The following is a 17,980-nucleotide window of genomic DNA, read 5'->3' as shown; positions in this document are numbered from 1 at the left end:
CATGCGCATTGTGGTTCTGGCAGGCGGCATCGGTGGTGCCCGGTTCCTGCGCGGTCTGAAGCGGGCCGTGCCGGACGCGGACGTCACGGTGATCGGCAACACCGGCGACGACATCCACCTTTTCGGGCTGAAGGTCTGCCCCGACCTCGACACGGTGATGTACACGCTGGGCGGCGGCATCAACGAGGAACAGGGCTGGGGGCGGACGGACGAGACCTTCCACCTCAAGGAGGAGCTGGCGGCCTACGGGGTCGGCCCGGAGTGGTTCGGGCTCGGCGACCGTGACTTCGCCACGCACATAGTGCGGACGCAGATGCTGGGCGCGGGCTATCCGCTGAGCGCGGTCACCGAGGCGCTCTGCGACCGCTGGAAGCCGGGGGTACGGCTGATCCCGATGACCGACGACCGCGTGGAGACCCATGTGGCCGCGGTGGTCGACGGCGAGCGCAAGGCGATCCACTTCCAGGAGTACTGGGTGCGGCTGCGCGCCTCGGTCACGGCCGAGGCGGTCGTGCCGGTCGGCGCCGAGCAGGCCAAGCCGGCGCCGGGCGTGCTGGAGGCCATCGCGGAGGCGGACGTCATCCTCTTCCCGCCGTCCAACCCGGTCGTGTCCATCGGCACCATCCTGGCCGTGCCGGGCATCCGCGAGGCGATCGCGGAGGCCGGCGTGCCCGTGGTCGGCCTGTCCCCCATCGTCGGGGACGCGCCGGTGCGCGGGATGGCCGACAAGGTGCTCGCCGCGGTCGGCGTGGAGTCCACGGCCGCCGCGGTCGCCGAGCACTACGGCTCGGGGCTGCTGGACGGCTGGCTCGTCGACACGGTCGACGCGGGCGTGGTCGGCCGCGTCGAGGCGGACGGGATCCGCTGCCGGGCCGTGCCCCTGATGATGACCGACGTCGACGCGGCCGCGCAGATGGCGCGCGAGGCGCTGGCGCTGGCCGAGGAGGTGCGGTGAGCGTGAGCGGTGAGCGCCCGGAGTACCGGGTCTGGGCCCCGTCCGGGATCGGCGAGGTGCAGCCCGGTGACGACCTCGCCAAGCTGATCGCCGCCGCCGAACCCGGACTTGCCGACGGCGACGTGCTGCTGGTCACGTCCAAGATCGTGTCCAAGGCGGAGGGCCGTGTCGTCCGGGCGGACGACCGCGAGTCCGCGATCGACGCGGAGACCGTGCGGGTGGTGGCCCGGCGCGGCGCCCTGCGCATCGTCGAGAACCGGCAGGGCCTGGTGATGGCGGCCGCCGGGGTCGACGCCTCCAACACCCCGTCGGGCACCGTGCTGCTGCTCCCGGAGGACCCGGACGCGTCCGCGCGCGCGATCCGCGACGGGGTGCGCGACGCCCTCGGCGTGCGGGTCGGCGTCGTCGTCACCGACACCTTCGGCCGGCCCTGGCGCGCGGGCCTCACGGACGTCGCCATCGGCGCCGCCGGGGTGCGCGTGCTGGACGACCTGCGCGGCGGCACGGACGCGCACGGCAACCCGCTGAGCGCCACCGTCGTCGCCACCGCCGACGAACTGGCCGCGGCGGGCGACCTGGTCAAGGGCAAGGCCGCCGGACTCCCGGTCGCCGTGGTGCGCGGGCTGCCGCACGTGGTGGACGGCGCGGACGGCGAGGGAGCGCGGGCGCTGGTGCGCACCGCGCGGGACGACATGTTCCGGCTCGGCACGTCCGAGGCCGTGCGGGAGGCCGTGACCCGGCGCCGTACCGTGCGGGCCTTCACCGACGAGCCCGTGGACCCGGGGTCGGTCCGGCGTGCGGTGGCCGCGGCGGTCACCGCGCCCGCGCCCCACCACACCACGCCCTGGCGGTTCGTGCTGCTGGAGTCCGCCCGGTCGCGGGCGCGGCTGCTCGACGCGATGCGGGACGCCTGGATCGCCGATCTGCGCCGTGACGGCAAGAGCGAGGAGTCCATCGCCAAGCGGGTCCGGCGCGGGGACGTGCTCCGCAACGCCCCGTACCTGGTCGTGCCCTGCCTCGTCATGGACGGCTCGCACACCTACGGGGACCCCCGGCGGGACGGCGCCGAGCGGGAGATGTTCGTCGTCGCGACGGGCGCGGGCGTGCAGAACCTGCTGGTCGCGCTGGCCGGGGAGCGGCTGGGCTCGGCCTGGGTCTCGTCGACGATGTTCTGCCGGGACGTGGTGCGCGAGGTGCTGGAGCTGCCGGCGGACTGGGACCCCATGGGCGCGGTGGCTGTGGGCCATCCCGCCGAGGAGCCGAAGGCACGGCCGGAGCGGGACCCGGGGGCGTTCATCGAGGTGCGGTGAGTTCCGTGGGCGGAGTGGCGCCTGGCGCCCCGGGTGACCGCCTAGTCTCGTAGGACACCGCCGGCATCCGAGGAACCCACCAGTGGCAGGACGATTCGCTCCGCGTCCCACGCGTACGACCGTGCGCGGCGGGCACGTCGGTGTACCCGCCGGTGCCGCCGCCGGGATGCCCCGGCAGGCCGCGGGGCCGACACCCGCGCGCGTGCGGCGCTGGGTCCCGGAGGGGCCGCTCGATCTCGCACTGGTGCTGGGTCCGCTGCGGCGCGGGCCCGGCGACCCGACGTTCCGGACCACACCGGACGGGTCCGTGTGGCGGGCCGCCCGGACACCGGCCGGCCCGGGCACGCTGCGGGTGCGCGCGTACGGCGGTGAGGTGCTCGGCGAGGCGTGGGGGCCCGGTGCGCAGTGGCTGCTGGAGCGCCTGCCCCGGCTGCTGGGCGCCGACGACGACCCGGACGCGTTCGTGCCCCGGCACCGGGTGGTGGCGCTGGCGCGGCACCGGCGGCCGGGGCTGCGGCTGACGCGGACCGGGCTGGTGCTGGAGTCGCTGATTCCGTCGGTGCTGGAGCAGAAGGTCACCACCGACGAGGCGTACCGGGCGTGGCGGTTGCTGGTGCGGCGGTTCGGGGAGCCGGCGCCCGGGCCCGCGGGGGTGTCCGAGCGGCCGATGTGGGTGATGCCCGCTGCGCGGACGTGGGCGCTGATTCCCTCCTGGGAGTGGCACCGGGCCGGCGTCGACGACAAGCGGGCCTCGACGATCCTGCGCGCCGTGCGGGTCGCCGCGCGGCTCGAGCAGGCGGTGGGGATGCCGGCGGCCGAGGCGCGGGCGCGGCTGGAGGTCGTGCCGGGGATCGGGCCGTGGACGTCGGCGGAGGTGGTGCAGCGCAGTCATGGGGCGGCGGACGCGGTGACCGTCGGGGATCTGCATCTGCCGGGGATCGTGGGGTGGGCGCTGGCCCGGAACCGGAACGCCGATGACGCGGAGATGCTGCGGTTGCTGGAGCCGTACGCGGGGCAGCGGCATCGGGCGGCGCGGTTGATTCTGCTGAGTGGGCAGGTGCCGGCGCGGCGGATGCCGAAGATGCCTCGGGTGGATATCGGGTTGCTGTAGGGCTCTGCCCGGCTGGACTGGCTCGCCGGCCGGCTGAGCGGGCTGCCTCAGTCGGGCCGGCTGGGGCGGGCGCATGTCGGCAGGTGCTCGGCGTTCGTGCTGGGCCGGGAGGTGTTTCGCCGGCCCGCGCCGGCGGGGTGCCGCTGCGCCCACCCGTGCCGCCCCTGGCGGCACGCATGCCCGCAGCTATGCGGGCCCCGGTGCCTGCCGCTGCACCCACTCGGTGCCGTCGGCCACAGCGGCACGCATGCCCGGGGCCGGCTGGGGTCGGGGGTGTCTACTGGTCCGAGGAGAAGCGGAGGGCGGCTGGGGGGATGTGGGCGTCGCACCAGACACGGACGCCCTCGCGGAGTTCGTTGTCGGGGCCGACCACCGCGCCGTCGCCGACGACCGTGCCGGTGAGGACGGAGCGTTCGCCGATCCGGGCCCGGTTGCCGATGAGGGAGTCGGTGATGACGGCGCCGGGCTCGATGACCGCGCCGGGCAGGATCGTCGAGCCGGAGACCCGGGCGCCGTCCGCGACGAACGCGCCCTCGCCGACCACCGTGCCGCCGGTCAGCTTCGCGTCCGGGGCGACGACGGCCGTGGGCAGGACCAGCCGGTCCCCGCAGCGGCCGGGGACGGCCGGGGACGGGGCCCGGCCGAGCACCAGGTCCGCGGAGCCGCGCACGAAGGCCGCGGGGGTGCCGAGGTCGAGCCAGTACGTCGAGTCCACCATGCCCTGCAGATGGGCCCCGGCGGACAGCAGGTCCGGGAAGGTCTCGCGCTCGACGGAGACCGGCCGGCCCGCCGGGATGGTGTCGATCACGGAGCGCCGGAAGACGTACGCCCCCGCGTTGATCTGGTCGGTGACGATCTCCTCCGGCGTCTGCGGCTTCTCCAGGAAGGCGAGCACGCGGCCGGTCTCGTCGGTCGGGACCAGACCGTAGGCGCGCGGGTCCGTCACCTTCGTCAGGTGCAGGGACACGTCAGCGCCGGTCGACTCGTGGGTGTCCACCAGGGCCCGGATGTCCAGGCCGGTCAGGATGTCGCCGTTGAAGATCAGGACCGGGTCGTCGGGCCCGCAGCGCAGGCGCGAGGCCACGTTGCGGATGGCGCCGCCCGTGCCGAGGGGCTCCTCCTCGGTGACGTACTCGATGTGCAGGCCCAGCGCGGCGCCGTCGCCGAAGTAGGGCTCGAAGACCTCGGCGAGGTAGCTCGTGGCGAGGACGATGTGCTCCACGCCCGCCGCCCTGGCTCTCGCGAGCTGGTGGGTGAGGAACGGCACTCCGGCCGCCGGGACCATGGGCTTGGGCGTGTGCACCGTGAGCGGACGCAGCCGCGTGCCTTTGCCGCCGACCAGGAGGATCGCTTCTGTCACCTGTCGTCTCTGCTTCCTGCCGCGACCGGCCGAACTTGTCGTTTCGGCCGGTCAGTGTATGCAGGCCGGCCGGCGGCGCCTTCGCCGGCCGCGCTGCGGAAGGGGGACCGGTGCCCGGATTCCCCCGCCCGCGTGACCGTCCCGGTGACGGTGAACACACCTGTGGCCTCAGCGGCCCTGGTACTTCGCCGCGCTCGAACGGGCCGAACCGAGCTTGGCGTACAGCCGCTTGCCCGGGCAGTCGGTGGCGAATCCGTCCCTGTGTCCGGAAATGACGTTCAGTCGTACGCTTTTCCCCTTCGGGTAGAGATTGCCGCCACCCGACGTCAGGTATGTCTTCCCGCGTGGATTGACACCGTAGAGGCCGAGTTTCCAGGCGGTGAGCTTGGCGACGGCCTTCACCGCGGCGCTGGACGGCTTGCGGGAGCTGTAGCTGCCGATGACGGCGACGCCCATGCTGTTGCTGTTGAACCCGAGGGTGTGGGCGCCGAGGACGGCCTTGGTCACGCCGCCGGCCCGGCCCTCGTAGATGGTCCCGCACTTGTCGACGAGGAAGTTGTAGCCGATGTCCCGCCAGCCCATGCTCTTGACGTGGTAGCGGTAGATGCCGCGGATGACGGACGGCGCCTGGGAGCAGGAGTAGCTGTTGCCCGTGGACGTGTGGTGCACGAAGGCGGCCTTGATCTTCTTCGTGTAGACGAACCCGCGTGCGCGCAGCGACTCGTCCGCGCCCCAGCCCCGGCGCGTCACGATGCCCGGGCGTGGGCCGATGTAGGGCTTGACCCGGGGCGCGCCGTCGTCGGCGGAATCGAGGTCGCCGTCGGCCCGCAGGCGGTCCAGTTCCCGCTCGGTGTCGCGCCGGTTCAGCGCGGGGAGGGTGCGGGGGGCGTCCGCCTGCGATCCCTGCGTCCCCGTCCCGCCGCCGGGGTCGACGAGTTCCAGGCGCAGACCGGACGGCAGGGACGGGCGCGGGTCGCCGTCCCGGCCGCGGCCGGGGGCCGCCTTGTCCGGCGCGGGGTCGGCGCGCACCCGCACGTCCACGCCGCTGGAGTCCCCCACCCACAGCGGCGCGGTGGCCCCGCGTACCCGGCCGGAGGCGCGTTCGGCGGTGGTCGGGTCGGCGCCGTGGTCCTCGTTGTGCGTCTCGACGTCCTGCCAGCCGGACCACTTACCGGACGCGGCCGACCGGGTGCGCACCTGCACCGTGCCGCGCAGCGCGGCGTCGGGGTCGTCCCAGATGACGCCGACGAGCGAGAAGTGCCGTACGTCCGCGCGGTACAGGCCCTGCGCGGGTGTGGTTCCGGGGCTGCGCTCCTGGTCGAGCGGGGCCAGGGGCAGTGACTGGGTGCTGCCCGGGACCGCGGCCCCGGCCGCCCCTACCGCGGCGGCCGGCCGCTCGGCGCGCGGGGCGGCGGCGGCCGCGGGCGGTGCCGCCGGGACGACGAGGGCGGCCGCGCAGGTGACGCCGATCGAGGTGGCGCCGACCGGGGAGCTGAGGAATCCACGCATGCCCTTGATCCTGAACACGCTCATCGCGGCCCGCCATCGGGGAACTGGGGGTTCCGCCGCGGCCGTTGCGCCGAACCGGTGGCCTCGGCGCTCGGTGCGCGGGGCCGCCCCGGCGTAGTCTTGCGCGGGTGAACGCCACCGATCGCACCCCTGCCGACCTGCTGCGTTCCGCGCTCGCCGCGGACGCCGGACGCCCCTTGGTGACTTTCTACGACGACGCCACGGGCGAGCGCGTGGAACTGTCCGTGGCCACCTTCGCCAATTGGGTGGCCAAGACCGCGAACCTGTTGCAGGGCGACCTGGCCGCCGGCCCCGGCGACCGGGTCGCGCTGCTGCTGCCCGCCCACTGGCAGACGGCGGTGTGGCTGGTCGCCTGCTCGTCGGTGGGAGCGGTCGCCGACATGGCGGGCGACCCTGCCGCCGCCGACGTCGTGGTGAGCGGGCCCGACACCCTGGAGGCGGCGCGGGCCTGCCGCGGCGAGCGGGTCGCGCTCGCGCTGCGGCCGCTCGGCGGGCGGTTCCCGCAGCCGCCGGAGGGTTTCGTCGACTACGCCGTGGAGGCGCCGAGCCAGGGGGACCGGTTCGCTCCGTTCGCCCCCGTGGACCCCGAGGAGCCCGCGCTGATCGTCGCCGGGGCGGAGTACAGCGGGGCCGAGGTGGTCGAGCGGGCGCTGTCCGAGGCGGCGGCGCTGGACCTCACGGGGCCTGGGTCACGGCTGCTGTCGGGGCTGCCGTACGACACGTGGGACGGACTCAGCGCGGGGCTCTACGCGCCGCTGGCGGTCGGCGGGTCCGTGGTGCTGTGCCGTCACCTGGACCGGCTGGACGGGGAGGGCCTGGCCAAGCGGATCGAGAGCGAACGGGTGACCGCCTCCCGCCACTGAGCCGGCCGGACACCGGCACCGCGCCCCGCCACCGAGCCGGCCGGACACCGGCACCGCGCCCACCCGTGTCCGCGCCCGCGCCCGCGGGGCCGCGCGGCCGTCACCCGGACGGAGCAGCAAAGGGCGGCTCCCCCGGCTGCTCCCCGCCATCGTCGTAGGAGCAGCACGTGACGCTCGTACGCCATCGGAGGGGTGTGTCCGGACGTGCCCGACAGCGCAGGAAAGCCCCTCGGCCCGGGTCTCGGGTGCTCGGCCGGCGGGGAGGGACTGGCGCGGCGGCGCCGGCGGCGCTGGGTGCGGGGCACGGCGCTCGGGGCGGCCGTGTTCCTGATGGCCTCGGCGGGGATCGGCTGGGTCGTCTACGCCAAGCTCAACGGCAACATCACCGCCGACGAGGCGGCCGCCGCCGAACTCGCCCGCTACGAGCGGGAGCGGCCCACATCGCTGGTGCGGGGCGCCCAGAACATCCTGCTGATCGGCTCCGACACCCGGGCCGGGCAGGGCAACCGGCAGTACGGGCGGGACGTGAGCGGCGAGCGGTCCGACACCACGATCCTGCTGCACCTGGCCGCCGACCGGCACAGCGCCACCGCCGTCTCGCTGCCGCGGGACCTGATGGTGGACATCCCCGGCTGCCGCAGGGCGGACGGCAGCCGCAGCGAGCCAGTGTTCGCGATGTTCAACCGGGCCTTCGAGGCGGGCGGTTCGGCCTGCACCATCCGCACCGTCGAGAAGCTGACGGACATTCGCGTCGACCATCACATGGTGGTCGACTTCAGCGGGTTCAAGGAGATGGTGGACGCCGTCGACGGGGTACGGGTGTGCCTGCGGGAGCCTATCGACGACAAGGCCGCCAGGCTCAAACTGCCGGCCGGGAAGGTGACGCTGGACGGGGAGCAGGCGCTCGGTTTCGTACGGGCCCGCGAGTCGCTCGGCAACGGCAGTGACACCGACCGCATCGACCGGCAGCAGCGGTTCCTCGGCGCGCTCGTGAACAAGGTGCAGAGCGACGACGTGCTGCTGAACCCGGTGAAGCTCTACCCGCTGCTGGAGGCGGCGACCTCCTCGCTCACCACCGATCCCGCGCTGGCGAGCCTGCGCGGTCTGTACCAGTTGGTGCGTGGACTGCGCGACATCCGGACGGAAGACGTCCAGTTCCTGACGGTGCCGCGGAAGTCGTACGTCTACGACGCCAACCGCGACCAACTGGTGGAACCCGAGGCCGAGAAGCTGTTCGCCCGGCTGCGGGCGGACCAGCCGGTGGCGGTGAAGGCCGATACGCGGCAGGTTTCGGGCGACAACGGGCAAGAAACCAGTAAGAAAGGCCCCTCTCCGGTCCCGACCTTCCGCGGGAACACCGCCGACGAGCACACCTGCGAGTAGGGCACGCGGCCGGGCCGACAAACTTTTGTTCAGAAATATGAGGGGGATTGCCCGGTTGTAGGAACGTGGAATTTGTCACCGCCGTCGCTCGACGCTGAACTGGGCGGATAGTGTGAGCGATCCGGTGCACCCGGCCGCGAGGTCAGTCCTGGGGTCGTGCACTGTTTCACCGAGACCCGAGCGCCTTCGAGGGGAAAGGCGCCGCGTGGCCCCGACGGAGGATTCGGACAACCGTGGACGCGCAAGGCCGTGGGCGGGCGGACAACATCGACCCCGCAGACCAGTGGGTGCTCAATCCGAACACCGGCGAATACGAATTGCGACTGGGCCCTTCCGCTCCGCAGTCGGCGGTCCCCGGCCCCCGCAGACCGGGTCCCCGGGACTCAGGCGGCAGGGAACGGGGCCGGGACGACTCGGCGGGGGGCGGGACGCGCGAGATGCGCCAGGCGCGCGGCGCGGACGTGCCGGCTCCGCGCCGGCGCCGGGCAGCCGAACCGGAGCCGGAGCCGCCGCAGGGGCGGCGCAACCGCCGGCCGGTGAAGAAAAAGTCGACGGCGAAGAAGGTGCTGGCCTGGACCGCGGGCGGTACGGCGTTCGTGCTCGTCGCCGTCGGCACGGCCGGTTACCTGTACCTCAAGCACCTCGAGGGCAACGTCACCACGACGGACACCAGTGCGGCCAAGGACGGCTTCAGCAAGGACGACGCCTTCAACATCCTGATCATCGGCACCGACAAGCGGACCGGCAAGGGCAACGAGGGCTACGGCGACAAGGGCAGCGTCGGCCACGCGGACACCAACATCCTGCTGCACGTCTCCAAGGACCGGACGAACGCCACCGCGCTGAGCATCCCGCGCGACCTGATCGTGGACGTCCCGGACTGCGAGACCATCCAGCCCGACGGCAGCAAGAAGGTCATCGCCGGCACCAGCGGCGTCCGGTTCAACACCAGCCTGGGACAGGACGGCCGGGACCCGGGCTGCACCATGAACACGGTGAAGGCGGTCACCGGGATCACGCCGGACCACTTCATGATGGTCGACTTCAACGCGGTGAAGACGCTGACGACGGCGGTCGGCGGTGTCGACGTGTGCCTCAAGCACGCCGTCAAGGACGCGGACTCGCACCTCGACCTGCCCGCCGGCCCCTCGAAGGTGGAGGGCGAGCAGGCCCTGGCGTTCGTCCGCACCCGGCACAGCTGGGGCAACCAGGGCGACCTGGACCGCATCAAGGTGCAGCAGCAGTTCATGGCCTCGCTGATGCGCAAGATGTCCTCCAGCGACACCCTCACCAGCCCGACCAAGCTGGTGAAGCTCGCGGAGGCCGCCACCAAGGCGCTCACCGTGGACCAGGGCATCGGCTCGGTGAGCACGCTCAAGGACGTGGCGCTCCAGCTGAAGAAGGTGCCGCCGAAGAACATCTCGTTCATGACGGTGCCCGTCCTCGACAACCCGGCCGACGGGCCCGTCCACAAGACGGTGATCGTCAACGAGAACAAGGGCCCGGCGGTCTTCGACGCCATCAAGAACGACGTCTCCTTCACCGAGGTGAAGAAGAAGCAGAAGGCGGCCAAGGACGCGGCCAAGGACAAGGAGGCCGCCCGGCTCAAGGGCGCCAAGTCCGACCCCTCCGAGGTGCGGGTGCGGATCCTCAACGGCGGCGCCGCGCAGGGCAGTGCCCAGGCCGAGCTCAACTGGCTGCAGAACAACGCGGGCGTGCTCAAGTCGGAGAACGGGGGCAACGCCCCCGCCCAGCTGAGCAGGACCACGCTGGAGTACGCGCCCGACCAGGCGGCCCAGGCACGCAGGCTGGCCGCCGTCATGGGTCTGCCCGGCGCGGCCCTGAAGCCGGGCAAGAGCGTGACCAACGCGCAGGGGCTGCCCGAGATGACGCTGACCCTGGGCAAGGACTTCAAGGGCGCGGGCGTGTCGCTGACCGCTCCGACGAAGGCGCCCGAGGTGGACGGCCGGCACACGGCGGACAAGGTGGAGTGCGCTTCGTAGTCCCTGGCGGTCCGCGTTTCGGGCGGTTCACGGCCGAGCGCGGTTCACAGGTAACCCAACGGGTCCGTCGTGCGTCTAACCCGACGCGGGACGGGCCCGTTGCATGGCGCAGGTGGGGGAGGCAGGGAGTTGGCGCAGAGCGGTGTGCGGGGTGAGCCTCCCGCGGTCGAGGACACGATGTCACTCGCACCGCGGACGGCGGGCGCCCCGGAGGGGCCCGTACGGCACGGTGGCGGGCGTCGCGGCGGCGGCCCGAGGACGGACCGGCGGCCCCGCCGGCGGCGCGCGCTGCGCTGGTCGGCGATCGTGCTGTCCGTGGTGATACTCGGCACCGCTGGCGCCGGCTGTCTCTACTACGAGCATCTGAACGGAAACATCCAGAAGGGCCGGCGCACCAGCGCCGACGACTCCAAGGCGCAGCGGACCCGTCCGAACGCGGCCGGCCAGACCCCGCTGAACATCCTGCTGATCGGCTCCGACAGCCGGAACTCCGACGAGAACGTCAAGCTCGGCGGCAGCAAGGACAACCGGGGCAACCCGCCGCTCGGCGACGTGCAGATGCTCATCCACCTCTCCGCGGACCGCAAGAGCGCCGCGATGGTGAGCATCCCCCGCGACACCCGCGTCGACATCCCCAAGTGCGAGGACCCGAAGACCGGCAGGACGTACCCGGCGACCAACGGCATCATCAACACCTCGCTGGCCCGGGGTGGCGCCGGCTGCACGCTGGCCACCTGGGAGAACCTCACCGGGGTCTACATCGACCACTGGATGACGATCGACTTCGCGGGCGTGGTACGGATGGCGGACGCCATCGGCGGCGTCGAGGTGTGTGTGAACCAGAACGTCTGGGACCGTCCGACGCCCGATCAGCCGGGCGGCTCGGGGCTGAAGATGAAGGCCGGCCGCAACAAGGTCAAGGGCGTGCAGGCGCTTCAGTGGCTGCGTACCCGGCACGCCTGGGGCAGCGACCTGATGCGGGCCCGCGCCCAGCACATGTACCTGAACTCGATGCTCCGGACGCTGAAGCAGCAGAACATCTTCACCGACACCGGTCGACTGACCGACCTGGCCGAGGCGGCCACCAAGTCACTGACCGTGTCGGAGGAGATCGGCACCGTCAAGAAGCTCTACGACCTCGGCATGGAGCTGAAGTCGGTGCCGACCGACCGCATCACGTCGGTGACGATGCCCAACGTCCAGGACCCGGTGAACGGGGAGCACGTGGTGCCGGAGAAGAGCGGCGCCGACAAGATGTGGCAGATGCTCCGCGAGGACGTGCCCTTCGACAAGAACGGCAAGAAGCCGGACGCGGCGAAGAAGGACGGGCCCGAGCCGGCCAAGGATCCCTCGACGGACGCGTCACGGCTCGGGGTGCTGGTGCAGAACGCCACCCGGTCCTCGACCGAGACCGCGGTGCAGGGCCGGGCGCGCGCGGTCGCCCAGGTCCTCGTGCGGCACGGGTACGGCATGGCGGACACCGACACCTCGGCGCCGGTCTCGGCGGACGAGACGGTCGTGCGCTACCCGAGTGCCGAACTGGAGGGCGACGCACAGGCCGTGGCCAAGGCGCTGGGCGTCCCGGCGAGCCAGGTGAAGCGGTCGACCGACGTGTCCGGGGTCACCGTCGTGGTGGGCGCGGACTGGCGCACGGGCGCCGCCTACCCGAAGAAGTCGGCCCCGAAGGCCGGTGACCTGCCGAGCAACTCCGACGCCATCAACGGCTCGGACACCTCCAAGTGCATGGACGTCTACAAGCCCTACCAGTGGTAGCGCGCTGACGACGGAACACGAAGAGGGCCCCGCCTGCTCACAGGCGGGGCCCTCTCCGTGTTCCGTCGTCAGCGGGGTTCGAGCACCGCCGGGCGCCGCGAGGCGATGACCCGCTTCGCCAGCGACCTGGGGCTCGTCAGGAAGCCCCAGCCCCACGACATGTGCATGGTCGTCAGGGCCACCGGGATCTGCAGCCGGGCCTTGAGGGGCAGCCCCCTGCCCGCCGGGACCGAGCCCGCGAGTATCGCCGCCAGGTAGCCGCCGGGTACCACCAGGCCCCACGGGGTCAGGGCGACGCCCACCACGAGCCCCGCGGCGATCGCGCACACCGCCGTGGGCGGGGCGAGGTAGCGCAGGTTGATGGAGCCCTCGTGGTAACGGGCCACGACGTGGCGCCAGCGGCCGTAGTCCTTGTACTGCTTGGCGAGCGCCTTCACGCTGGGCCGCGGCCGGTACGACACCCTCAGCTCCGGCGAGAACCAGATCAGGCCGCCCGCCTCGCGGATGCGGAAGTTCAGCTCCCAGTCCTGGGCGCGGATGAACTCCTCGTTGTAGCCGCCCTGCTGCTCCAGGGCCTCGCGGCGGAAGACCCCGAGGTAGACCGTCTCTGCGGGGCCCGCCTGGCCGCCGGTGTGGAAGGCCGCGTTGCCGACGCCGATCTTCGAGGTCATCGCGGCGGCGACGGCGTGCTCCCAGTCGTTCTCGCCCTCGGCGTGCATGACACCGCCGACGTTCTGCGCGCCGGTCTCCTCCAGGAGGCGGACGGCGGTGGCGATGTAGTTCGGCGAGAGCATGCCGTGGCCGTCGACGCGGACCACGATCGGATGCCGGGAGGCCTTGATCGCCGCGTTCAGCGCGGCGGGGGTGCGGCCGGTCGGGTTCGGGACGGTGTGCACGCGGGGATGCTCCGCGACCAGCTCGGCGGCGATCTCGTCCGTGCGGTCCGTGGACGGACCGAGGGCGATCACGACCTCCAGCTCACCGGCGTACTCCTGCGCGAGGATCGCTTGGACGGCCCCGCGCAGATGCCGCTCCTCGTTGAGGACGGGCATGATCACAGACACGGCGGGGTGCCGCACGTCGGGCTTGGTGTTCATAGGTGGCTCACGTTACCGCGAACGGGGGACACCGGTGCGCGCCGCGGGGGCCGATCGGCGGGCTGAGGATCGTATCGGCCTACCGTGCTCACGGATCCCACGTACGGCCGTCGTCCGGAGGTTCCCTTTGCCCAGCCCGCCACGGTCCCCCTCCCCCGCCGCCAAGGTCGTGGGAGAAACTGCAAGGCCGCAACGCCGGCCGCAGCCGTCCCCCCGCGTGCCCCGGCCGCCCGGGCCGGGCCGGCCGGCCCGGCGGACGGTGCGGCCCAGGCGACCGCGCTGGGCCATGCGTGCGGCGACCACGCTGTCCGTGGTCGTCCTCGCCTCGGCCGGGATCGGCCACGCGGTCGTCACCAGCCTGGACGCCGGCATCACCCGGGTCGACGCCTTCAAGGACATGAAGAACCGGCCCCAGGCGGGGCACGGCATGAACGTCCTGCTGGTCGGCACCGACGGCCGAGACAAGATCGGCGAGCGGGAGCGGCGGGCCTACCACCTCGGCGGCCAGCCCTGCCACTGCACCGACACCATGATGATCGTCCACATCTCGGGGGACCGGGAGCGGGCGAGCGTGGTGAGCCTGCCCCGCGACTCCTACGCCGAGGTGCCCGCGCACACCGACCCGGCCACCGGCCGGCAGCACGCCGCGCATCCCGCCCGGCTGAACGCCGCCTACGCCGAGGGCGGCCCGCGGCTGACCATCAGCACGGTGGAGAACATGAGCCACGTGAAGATCGACCACTATCTGGAGGTCGACTTCACCAGCTTCATGAGGACCGTCGACGTGCTCGGCGGCGTCCGGGTCTGCACGGCCACACCGCTGAAGGACTCGTACACCGGGCTCGACCTCGCGTCCGGCACCCACACCCTGATGGGCGGGCAGGCGCTGCAGTACGTGCGCGCCCGGCACGTCGACGGGGCGAGCGACCTGGGACGGATGAAGCGGCAGCAGCACTTCCTGGCCGCGCTGATCGACCGGGCCACCTCCTCCGGGGTGCTGCTGAACCCCATGCGGTTCCGGGACGTGACCCGCGCGGTGCTCGGCTCGGTGCGCGCGGACGTGGGCTTCGGCACCGACGAACTGCTCGACCTCGGCCGGGCGATGCGGAACTTCTCCCCCTCCTCGTCCGAGTTCACCACCGTGCCGATCGGCCAGATGGACTACCAGGTCAAGGGGCTCGGCTCGACCCTGAAGTGGGACGAGGCGGCGTCCGGCCGGCTCTTCGCCGCGCTGCGCGACGACAAGCCGCTCAGCGCGGAACGGCGGCGGCCCGCCCCGGGACCGGTCCCGGTGGAGGTGGACCCGCGGCAGATCCGGGTCCAGGTGGAGAACGGCACCCGCACGGAAGGGGCCGCCAAGCGGCTCGACGCGGCGCTCGGCACGGCCGGCTTCGCCGCCACCCACCGGCCGGTCACCGCCGCCGCCCGCGACGTCTCGCGCACGGTGATCTCCTACGACCCCCGCTGGGACCGCTCGGCGCGGTCCCTGGCCGCCGCCCTGCCCGGCAGCGAGCTGCGCGCGGTGCGCGGCCAGGGACCGCTGATGAAGGTGACCACCGGCGCCGACTTCCTGGACGCCCGCAAGGTGCGCGCGGTGCGGGCCGAGAACCCGGACCGGCCGGAGCACAGCGTGGTCCGCGGCAACGAGGTGGTGTGCTCGCGGGACGCCTGACCGGCGCGTCAGGAGCGGCGTACGGCCGGCAGCGCGGGGTCCGCGCCGGCCGGCCGGTGCCGACGGCGCGGGGGGCCGGCCGGTGCCGGGTCCGCCGCGCCGGTGCGGGCGGGTCAGTCCTCGAAGCCCTCCGCCGCCCGCTGCTCGCGCAGCTCGCGGATCGCGCGGCGCCGGGCCAGGCGGTGGGTGCGGCGGATCTGCGCCTCCTGGTTGCGGCGGCGGTCGCGGTCGGTCTCCGGACACACCTGCGGCACCCGGCGCGGCTTGCCGTCGGCGTCCACGGCCGCGAAGACCAGGTAGGCCGAGCCGACCTGGGTCGCCGGGGCCGACTCGTTCCAGCGCTCGGCGAGCACCCGCACGCCGATCTCCATCGAGGTCCGGCCGGTCCAGTTCACCTGGGCCTTCACATGCACCAGATCCCCCACGCGCACCGGCTCCAGGAACACCATCTCGTCCATGGACGCGGTGACGGCGGGGCCGCCGGAATGCCGGCCGGCCACCGCGCCCGCGGCGTCGTCGACCAGTTTCATGATCACCCCGCCGTGCACCGTCCCGAGCAGGTTGGTGTCGTTGTGGGTCATGATGTGGCTGAGCGTGGTGCGGGAAGCGGATGTGGGCTTGCCCGGGATGTCCGGATCCGCGTCCGGGGCCTGATCTGTCATGACCCCTACCTTATGACGAAGCGACATTCACGGAATTTGTGTCAGCTTCGCAACAGCGCCGCCCTTATTTTCCGACAGGCCTTGTAAGAGGCACGCCGTCGGCCTGCACACTGGGGCGCATGAATGACTGGCCCCAGGGATGGTCCGACGACAACCGCGGCCCGCGCTACGGACGCGGCAGCGGTGGCGTGCAGCCGGAAGGCGCCCGCGTGATGCGTCAGGTGCAGCGCGGCCCGGCGGTACCGCCCGGCCAGCGTTCGTACGGTACGCCCGGCCCGTCGGCGCCGCCCCGCGGCGCCGGGGTCCCGCAGCAGCCGTCGTACGTCGACGGCCAGGGATACGACGACTACGACGGCGGCTACAACACCGGCCAGGTCTACGGCGGAGGCGGCCCGGGCGGCCCGGGCGAGACCTACGGCAGAGGGCCGCGCCCCGCCCCGAACTGGCGGCGGCGGATCAAGCTGACGGCCCTGACGCTCGTCACCGTGCTCATCGTCACCTCCGTGGCCACCTACTTCTGGGCCGACTCCAAGCTGAACCGGGACGTCGACCTCTCCAGGGTCATCGACCGGCCCGAGACCGGCGAGGGCACCAACTACCTGATCGTCGGCTCCGACAGCCGCAAGGGCATGTCGGCCGAGGACAAGAAGAAGCTCCACACCGGCTCCGCCCAGGGCCAGCGCACCGACTCGATGATGATCCTGCACGTCGGCAGCAACGGCGACACCCTCGTCTCGCTGCCGCGCGACTCCGACGTGGCGATCCCCTCGTACAAGGGGTCGACGTCCGGCAAGGTCTACCCGAACCAGGGACGCCACACGAAGCTGAACGCGGCCTACGCCGAGGACGGCCCGACCCTGCTGGTCCGCACCGTCGAGTACAACACCGGCCTGCACATAGACCACTACGTGGAGATCGGCTTCGGCGGCTTCGCGAAGATCGTCGACGCGGTCGGCGGTGTCGAGATGACCCTCGACCAGGGCTTCAAGGACAAGTGGTCCGGCGCCGACTTCAAGGCCGGCAAGCAGACCCTCAACGGCGAGCAGGCCCTGGCCTTCGTCCGCACCCGGCACGCGTTCGCGGCGAGCGACCTGCAGCGCACCAAGAACCAGCAGAAGTTCCTGGCCGCGCTGGCCCACCAGGTGGCCACCCCGTCGACGGTCCTCAACCCGTTCAAGTTCTACCCGACCATGGGCGCCGGCCTGGACTCCCTCACCGTCGACAAGGACATGAGCCTGTGGGACCTGGCGTCGATGTTCTGGGCGATGAAGGGCGTCAGCAGCGGTGACGGCAAGTCCATGAACATGCCGATCTCCGGATCCACGGGCGGCAACCTCGTCTGGGACAAGGCGAAGGTGAAGACCCTCGTGGACGAGCTGAAGAACGACCAGAAGGTGACCGTCTCCGGCAACTAGGCGGTCCCGGAGGCCAGCAGCGCGACATGGGGGAGGGCGAGCAGCCCTTCCCCGTCGTCGTACCGGGCGCACAGCCGCTCGTACTCCCGCCGGATGCGGCCGGTGGTCTCCGCGTCCTGCGAGGTCACCACCAGGCCGACGGTGGCGACCCCGCCCGCCGCGCCGCCCCACCACTCCTCGGCGCTCGCCCGGTGGTCCCACTCCAGCTCCCGCGCCGCGGCGTCGCCGAAGCCGGCCTCCGCGAGCAGCGCGGCCAGCCCCCCGGGAGTGCGTTCGAAGTCCTCGTCCGGGGCGAGGCGGGGCAGGTAGGACGGCGGCACCGCGCCGCCCGCCGCGCACGCGGCGCCGAGCAGGTCCTGGCCGCCGCCGCGCCGGGCGCCCCACAGCGTCACCGCGATCCGCCCGCCCGGCCGCAGCACCCGCCGCAGCTCGGCGAGGGCGGTGCGCGGACGGCCCACGTGGTTGAGTACGAAGTTGCCGACCACCGCGTCGAACGCGGCGTCCGGGAAGGGCAGTTCCGGCAGCACCGCCACCTCGGCGGCCACTCCCCGCCGGCGTGCCTCGGCGGCCATCCCGGCATCGGCGTCCACGGCCCGCACCAGCGCGCCCCGCTCCCCCGCCGCCAGCGCGGCCGTGCCGGTCCCGGTGCCGACGTCGAGCACCCGGGCCCCCGCGCCGACGCCGGCGGCGTCCAGCAGGGCGGGCACGGTGTGCGCGCACAGCCGTCCGAAGCTCCTGGCGTACGCCTCGGTCCGTCCGGCCCACATGGACCGCTCGGCGGCGTCGAAGGCCGCCGTCGCATCCGTCGTCATGCGCCCAGCCTGCCGTACGGAGGATCAAGGGCAC

General features: G+C 72.9%; 14 protein-coding genes. 9 read left to right on the top strand and 5 right to left on the bottom strand.

Annotation, left to right across the window (positions count from 1 at the left end; translation table 11 throughout):
- Position 1: 1 nt before the first annotated feature.
- The 3 genes from cofD (at position 2) to ACFQ9Z_RS31810 (ending at position 3,376) form a co-directional block, all read left to right on the top strand.
- Positions 2 to 955, top strand: coding sequence for a 2-phospho-L-lactate transferase (gene cofD, locus ACFQ9Z_RS31820; protein ID WP_383027085.1), 954 nt, complete (start codon positions 2 to 4; stop codon positions 953 to 955).
- Entirely contained in the window at positions 952 to 2,265 is a 1,314-nt protein-coding gene (locus tag ACFQ9Z_RS31815; RefSeq protein ID WP_383027082.1) for a coenzyme F420-0:L-glutamate ligase, read from the top strand. The genes cofD and ACFQ9Z_RS31815 overlap by 4 nt, the downstream gene beginning before the upstream one ends.
- An 82-nt stretch (positions 2,266 to 2,347) precedes the next feature.
- Positions 2,348 to 3,376 (top strand): DNA-3-methyladenine glycosylase family protein, encoded by a 1,029-nt coding sequence (locus tag ACFQ9Z_RS31810; protein ID WP_383027079.1) that lies wholly within the window; start codon positions 2,348 to 2,350, stop codon positions 3,374 to 3,376.
- 277 nt (positions 3,377 to 3,653) lie between these two features.
- On the opposite strand, the gene ACFQ9Z_RS31805 is transcribed toward ACFQ9Z_RS31810, so the two are convergent.
- Positions 3,654 to 4,736 carry a sugar phosphate nucleotidyltransferase gene (locus ACFQ9Z_RS31805; protein ID WP_383027076.1) on the bottom strand — a complete coding sequence of 361 codons (1,083 nt, stop codon included), beginning with the start codon at positions 4,734 to 4,736 and terminating at the stop codon, positions 3,654 to 3,656.
- Between the two features lie 168 nt (positions 4,737 to 4,904).
- The gene (locus tag ACFQ9Z_RS31800; RefSeq protein WP_383027177.1) at positions 4,905 to 6,245 is read right to left on the bottom strand and encodes a peptidoglycan recognition protein; all 1,341 of its coding nucleotides are present in this window, start codon (positions 6,243 to 6,245) and stop codon (positions 4,905 to 4,907) included.
- 128 nt (positions 6,246 to 6,373) lie between these two features.
- Between ACFQ9Z_RS31800 and ACFQ9Z_RS31795 the strand changes: the two genes are divergently transcribed.
- The 4 genes from ACFQ9Z_RS31795 to ACFQ9Z_RS31780 all read left to right on the top strand — a co-directional run bounded on the left by ACFQ9Z_RS31795 (position 6,374) and on the right by ACFQ9Z_RS31780 (position 12,288).
- Positions 6,374 to 7,129: a TIGR03089 family protein gene (locus tag ACFQ9Z_RS31795; RefSeq protein WP_383027073.1), complete on the top strand. Its 756-nt coding sequence runs from the start codon at positions 6,374 to 6,376 to the stop codon at positions 7,127 to 7,129.
- 204 nt (positions 7,130 to 7,333) lie between these two features.
- Positions 7,334 to 8,512, top strand: a complete 1,179-nt coding sequence (locus tag ACFQ9Z_RS31790; protein WP_383027070.1) for an LCP family protein — start codon at positions 7,334 to 7,336, stop codon at positions 8,510 to 8,512.
- 233 nt (positions 8,513 to 8,745) lie between these two features.
- Positions 8,746 to 10,515 carry an LCP family protein gene (locus tag ACFQ9Z_RS31785; protein ID WP_383027067.1) on the top strand — a complete coding sequence of 590 codons (1,770 nt, stop codon included), beginning with the start codon at positions 8,746 to 8,748 and terminating at the stop codon, positions 10,513 to 10,515.
- Positions 10,516 to 10,692: 177 nt separating this feature from the next.
- The gene (locus ACFQ9Z_RS31780) at positions 10,693 to 12,288 is read left to right on the top strand and encodes an LCP family protein (protein ID WP_383027062.1); all 1,596 of its coding nucleotides are present in this window, start codon (positions 10,693 to 10,695) and stop codon (positions 12,286 to 12,288) included.
- Between the two features lie 68 nt (positions 12,289 to 12,356).
- Here the strand turns inward: ACFQ9Z_RS31780 and ACFQ9Z_RS31775 are convergent, their stop codons facing one another.
- On the bottom strand, positions 12,357 to 13,385 hold the full coding sequence (locus ACFQ9Z_RS31775) for a glycosyltransferase family 2 protein (RefSeq protein ID WP_383027059.1): 1,029 nt from the start codon (positions 13,383 to 13,385) through the stop codon (positions 12,357 to 12,359).
- A 286-nt stretch (positions 13,386 to 13,671) separates the two neighbouring features.
- Between ACFQ9Z_RS31775 and ACFQ9Z_RS31770 the strand changes: the two genes are divergently transcribed.
- Entirely contained in the window at positions 13,672 to 15,057 is a 1,386-nt protein-coding gene (locus tag ACFQ9Z_RS31770) for an LCP family protein (protein ID WP_383027056.1), read from the top strand.
- Between the two features lie 113 nt (positions 15,058 to 15,170).
- Here ACFQ9Z_RS31770 and ACFQ9Z_RS31765 read toward each other — a convergent pair whose 3' ends face one another.
- The gene (locus ACFQ9Z_RS31765) at positions 15,171 to 15,719 is read right to left on the bottom strand and encodes an acyl-CoA thioesterase (RefSeq protein ID WP_383027053.1); all 549 of its coding nucleotides are present in this window, start codon (positions 15,717 to 15,719) and stop codon (positions 15,171 to 15,173) included.
- 119 nt (positions 15,720 to 15,838) lie between these two features.
- On the opposite strand from ACFQ9Z_RS31765, the gene ACFQ9Z_RS31760 reads away from it, so the two are divergent.
- The gene (locus tag ACFQ9Z_RS31760; RefSeq protein ID WP_383027050.1) at positions 15,839 to 17,134 is read left to right on the top strand and encodes an LCP family protein; all 1,296 of its coding nucleotides are present in this window, start codon (positions 15,839 to 15,841) and stop codon (positions 17,132 to 17,134) included.
- Here the strand turns inward: ACFQ9Z_RS31760 and ACFQ9Z_RS31755 are convergent.
- Entirely contained in the window at positions 17,131 to 17,946 is an 816-nt protein-coding gene (locus tag ACFQ9Z_RS31755; protein WP_383027047.1) for a class I SAM-dependent methyltransferase, read from the bottom strand. The two genes, ACFQ9Z_RS31760 and ACFQ9Z_RS31755, sit on opposite strands and share 4 nt — an antisense overlap.
- Between the last annotated feature and the right edge of the window lie 34 nt (positions 17,947 to 17,980).

The sequence above is a fragment of the Streptomyces sp. NPDC056580 genome, assembly GCF_042793175.1.
Taxonomy (GTDB): Bacteria; Actinomycetota; Actinomycetes; order Streptomycetales; family Streptomycetaceae; genus Streptomyces.
The sequence above is the reverse complement of the archived record's forward strand: the minus strand, read 5'-3'. Positions and strand labels throughout refer to the sequence as shown.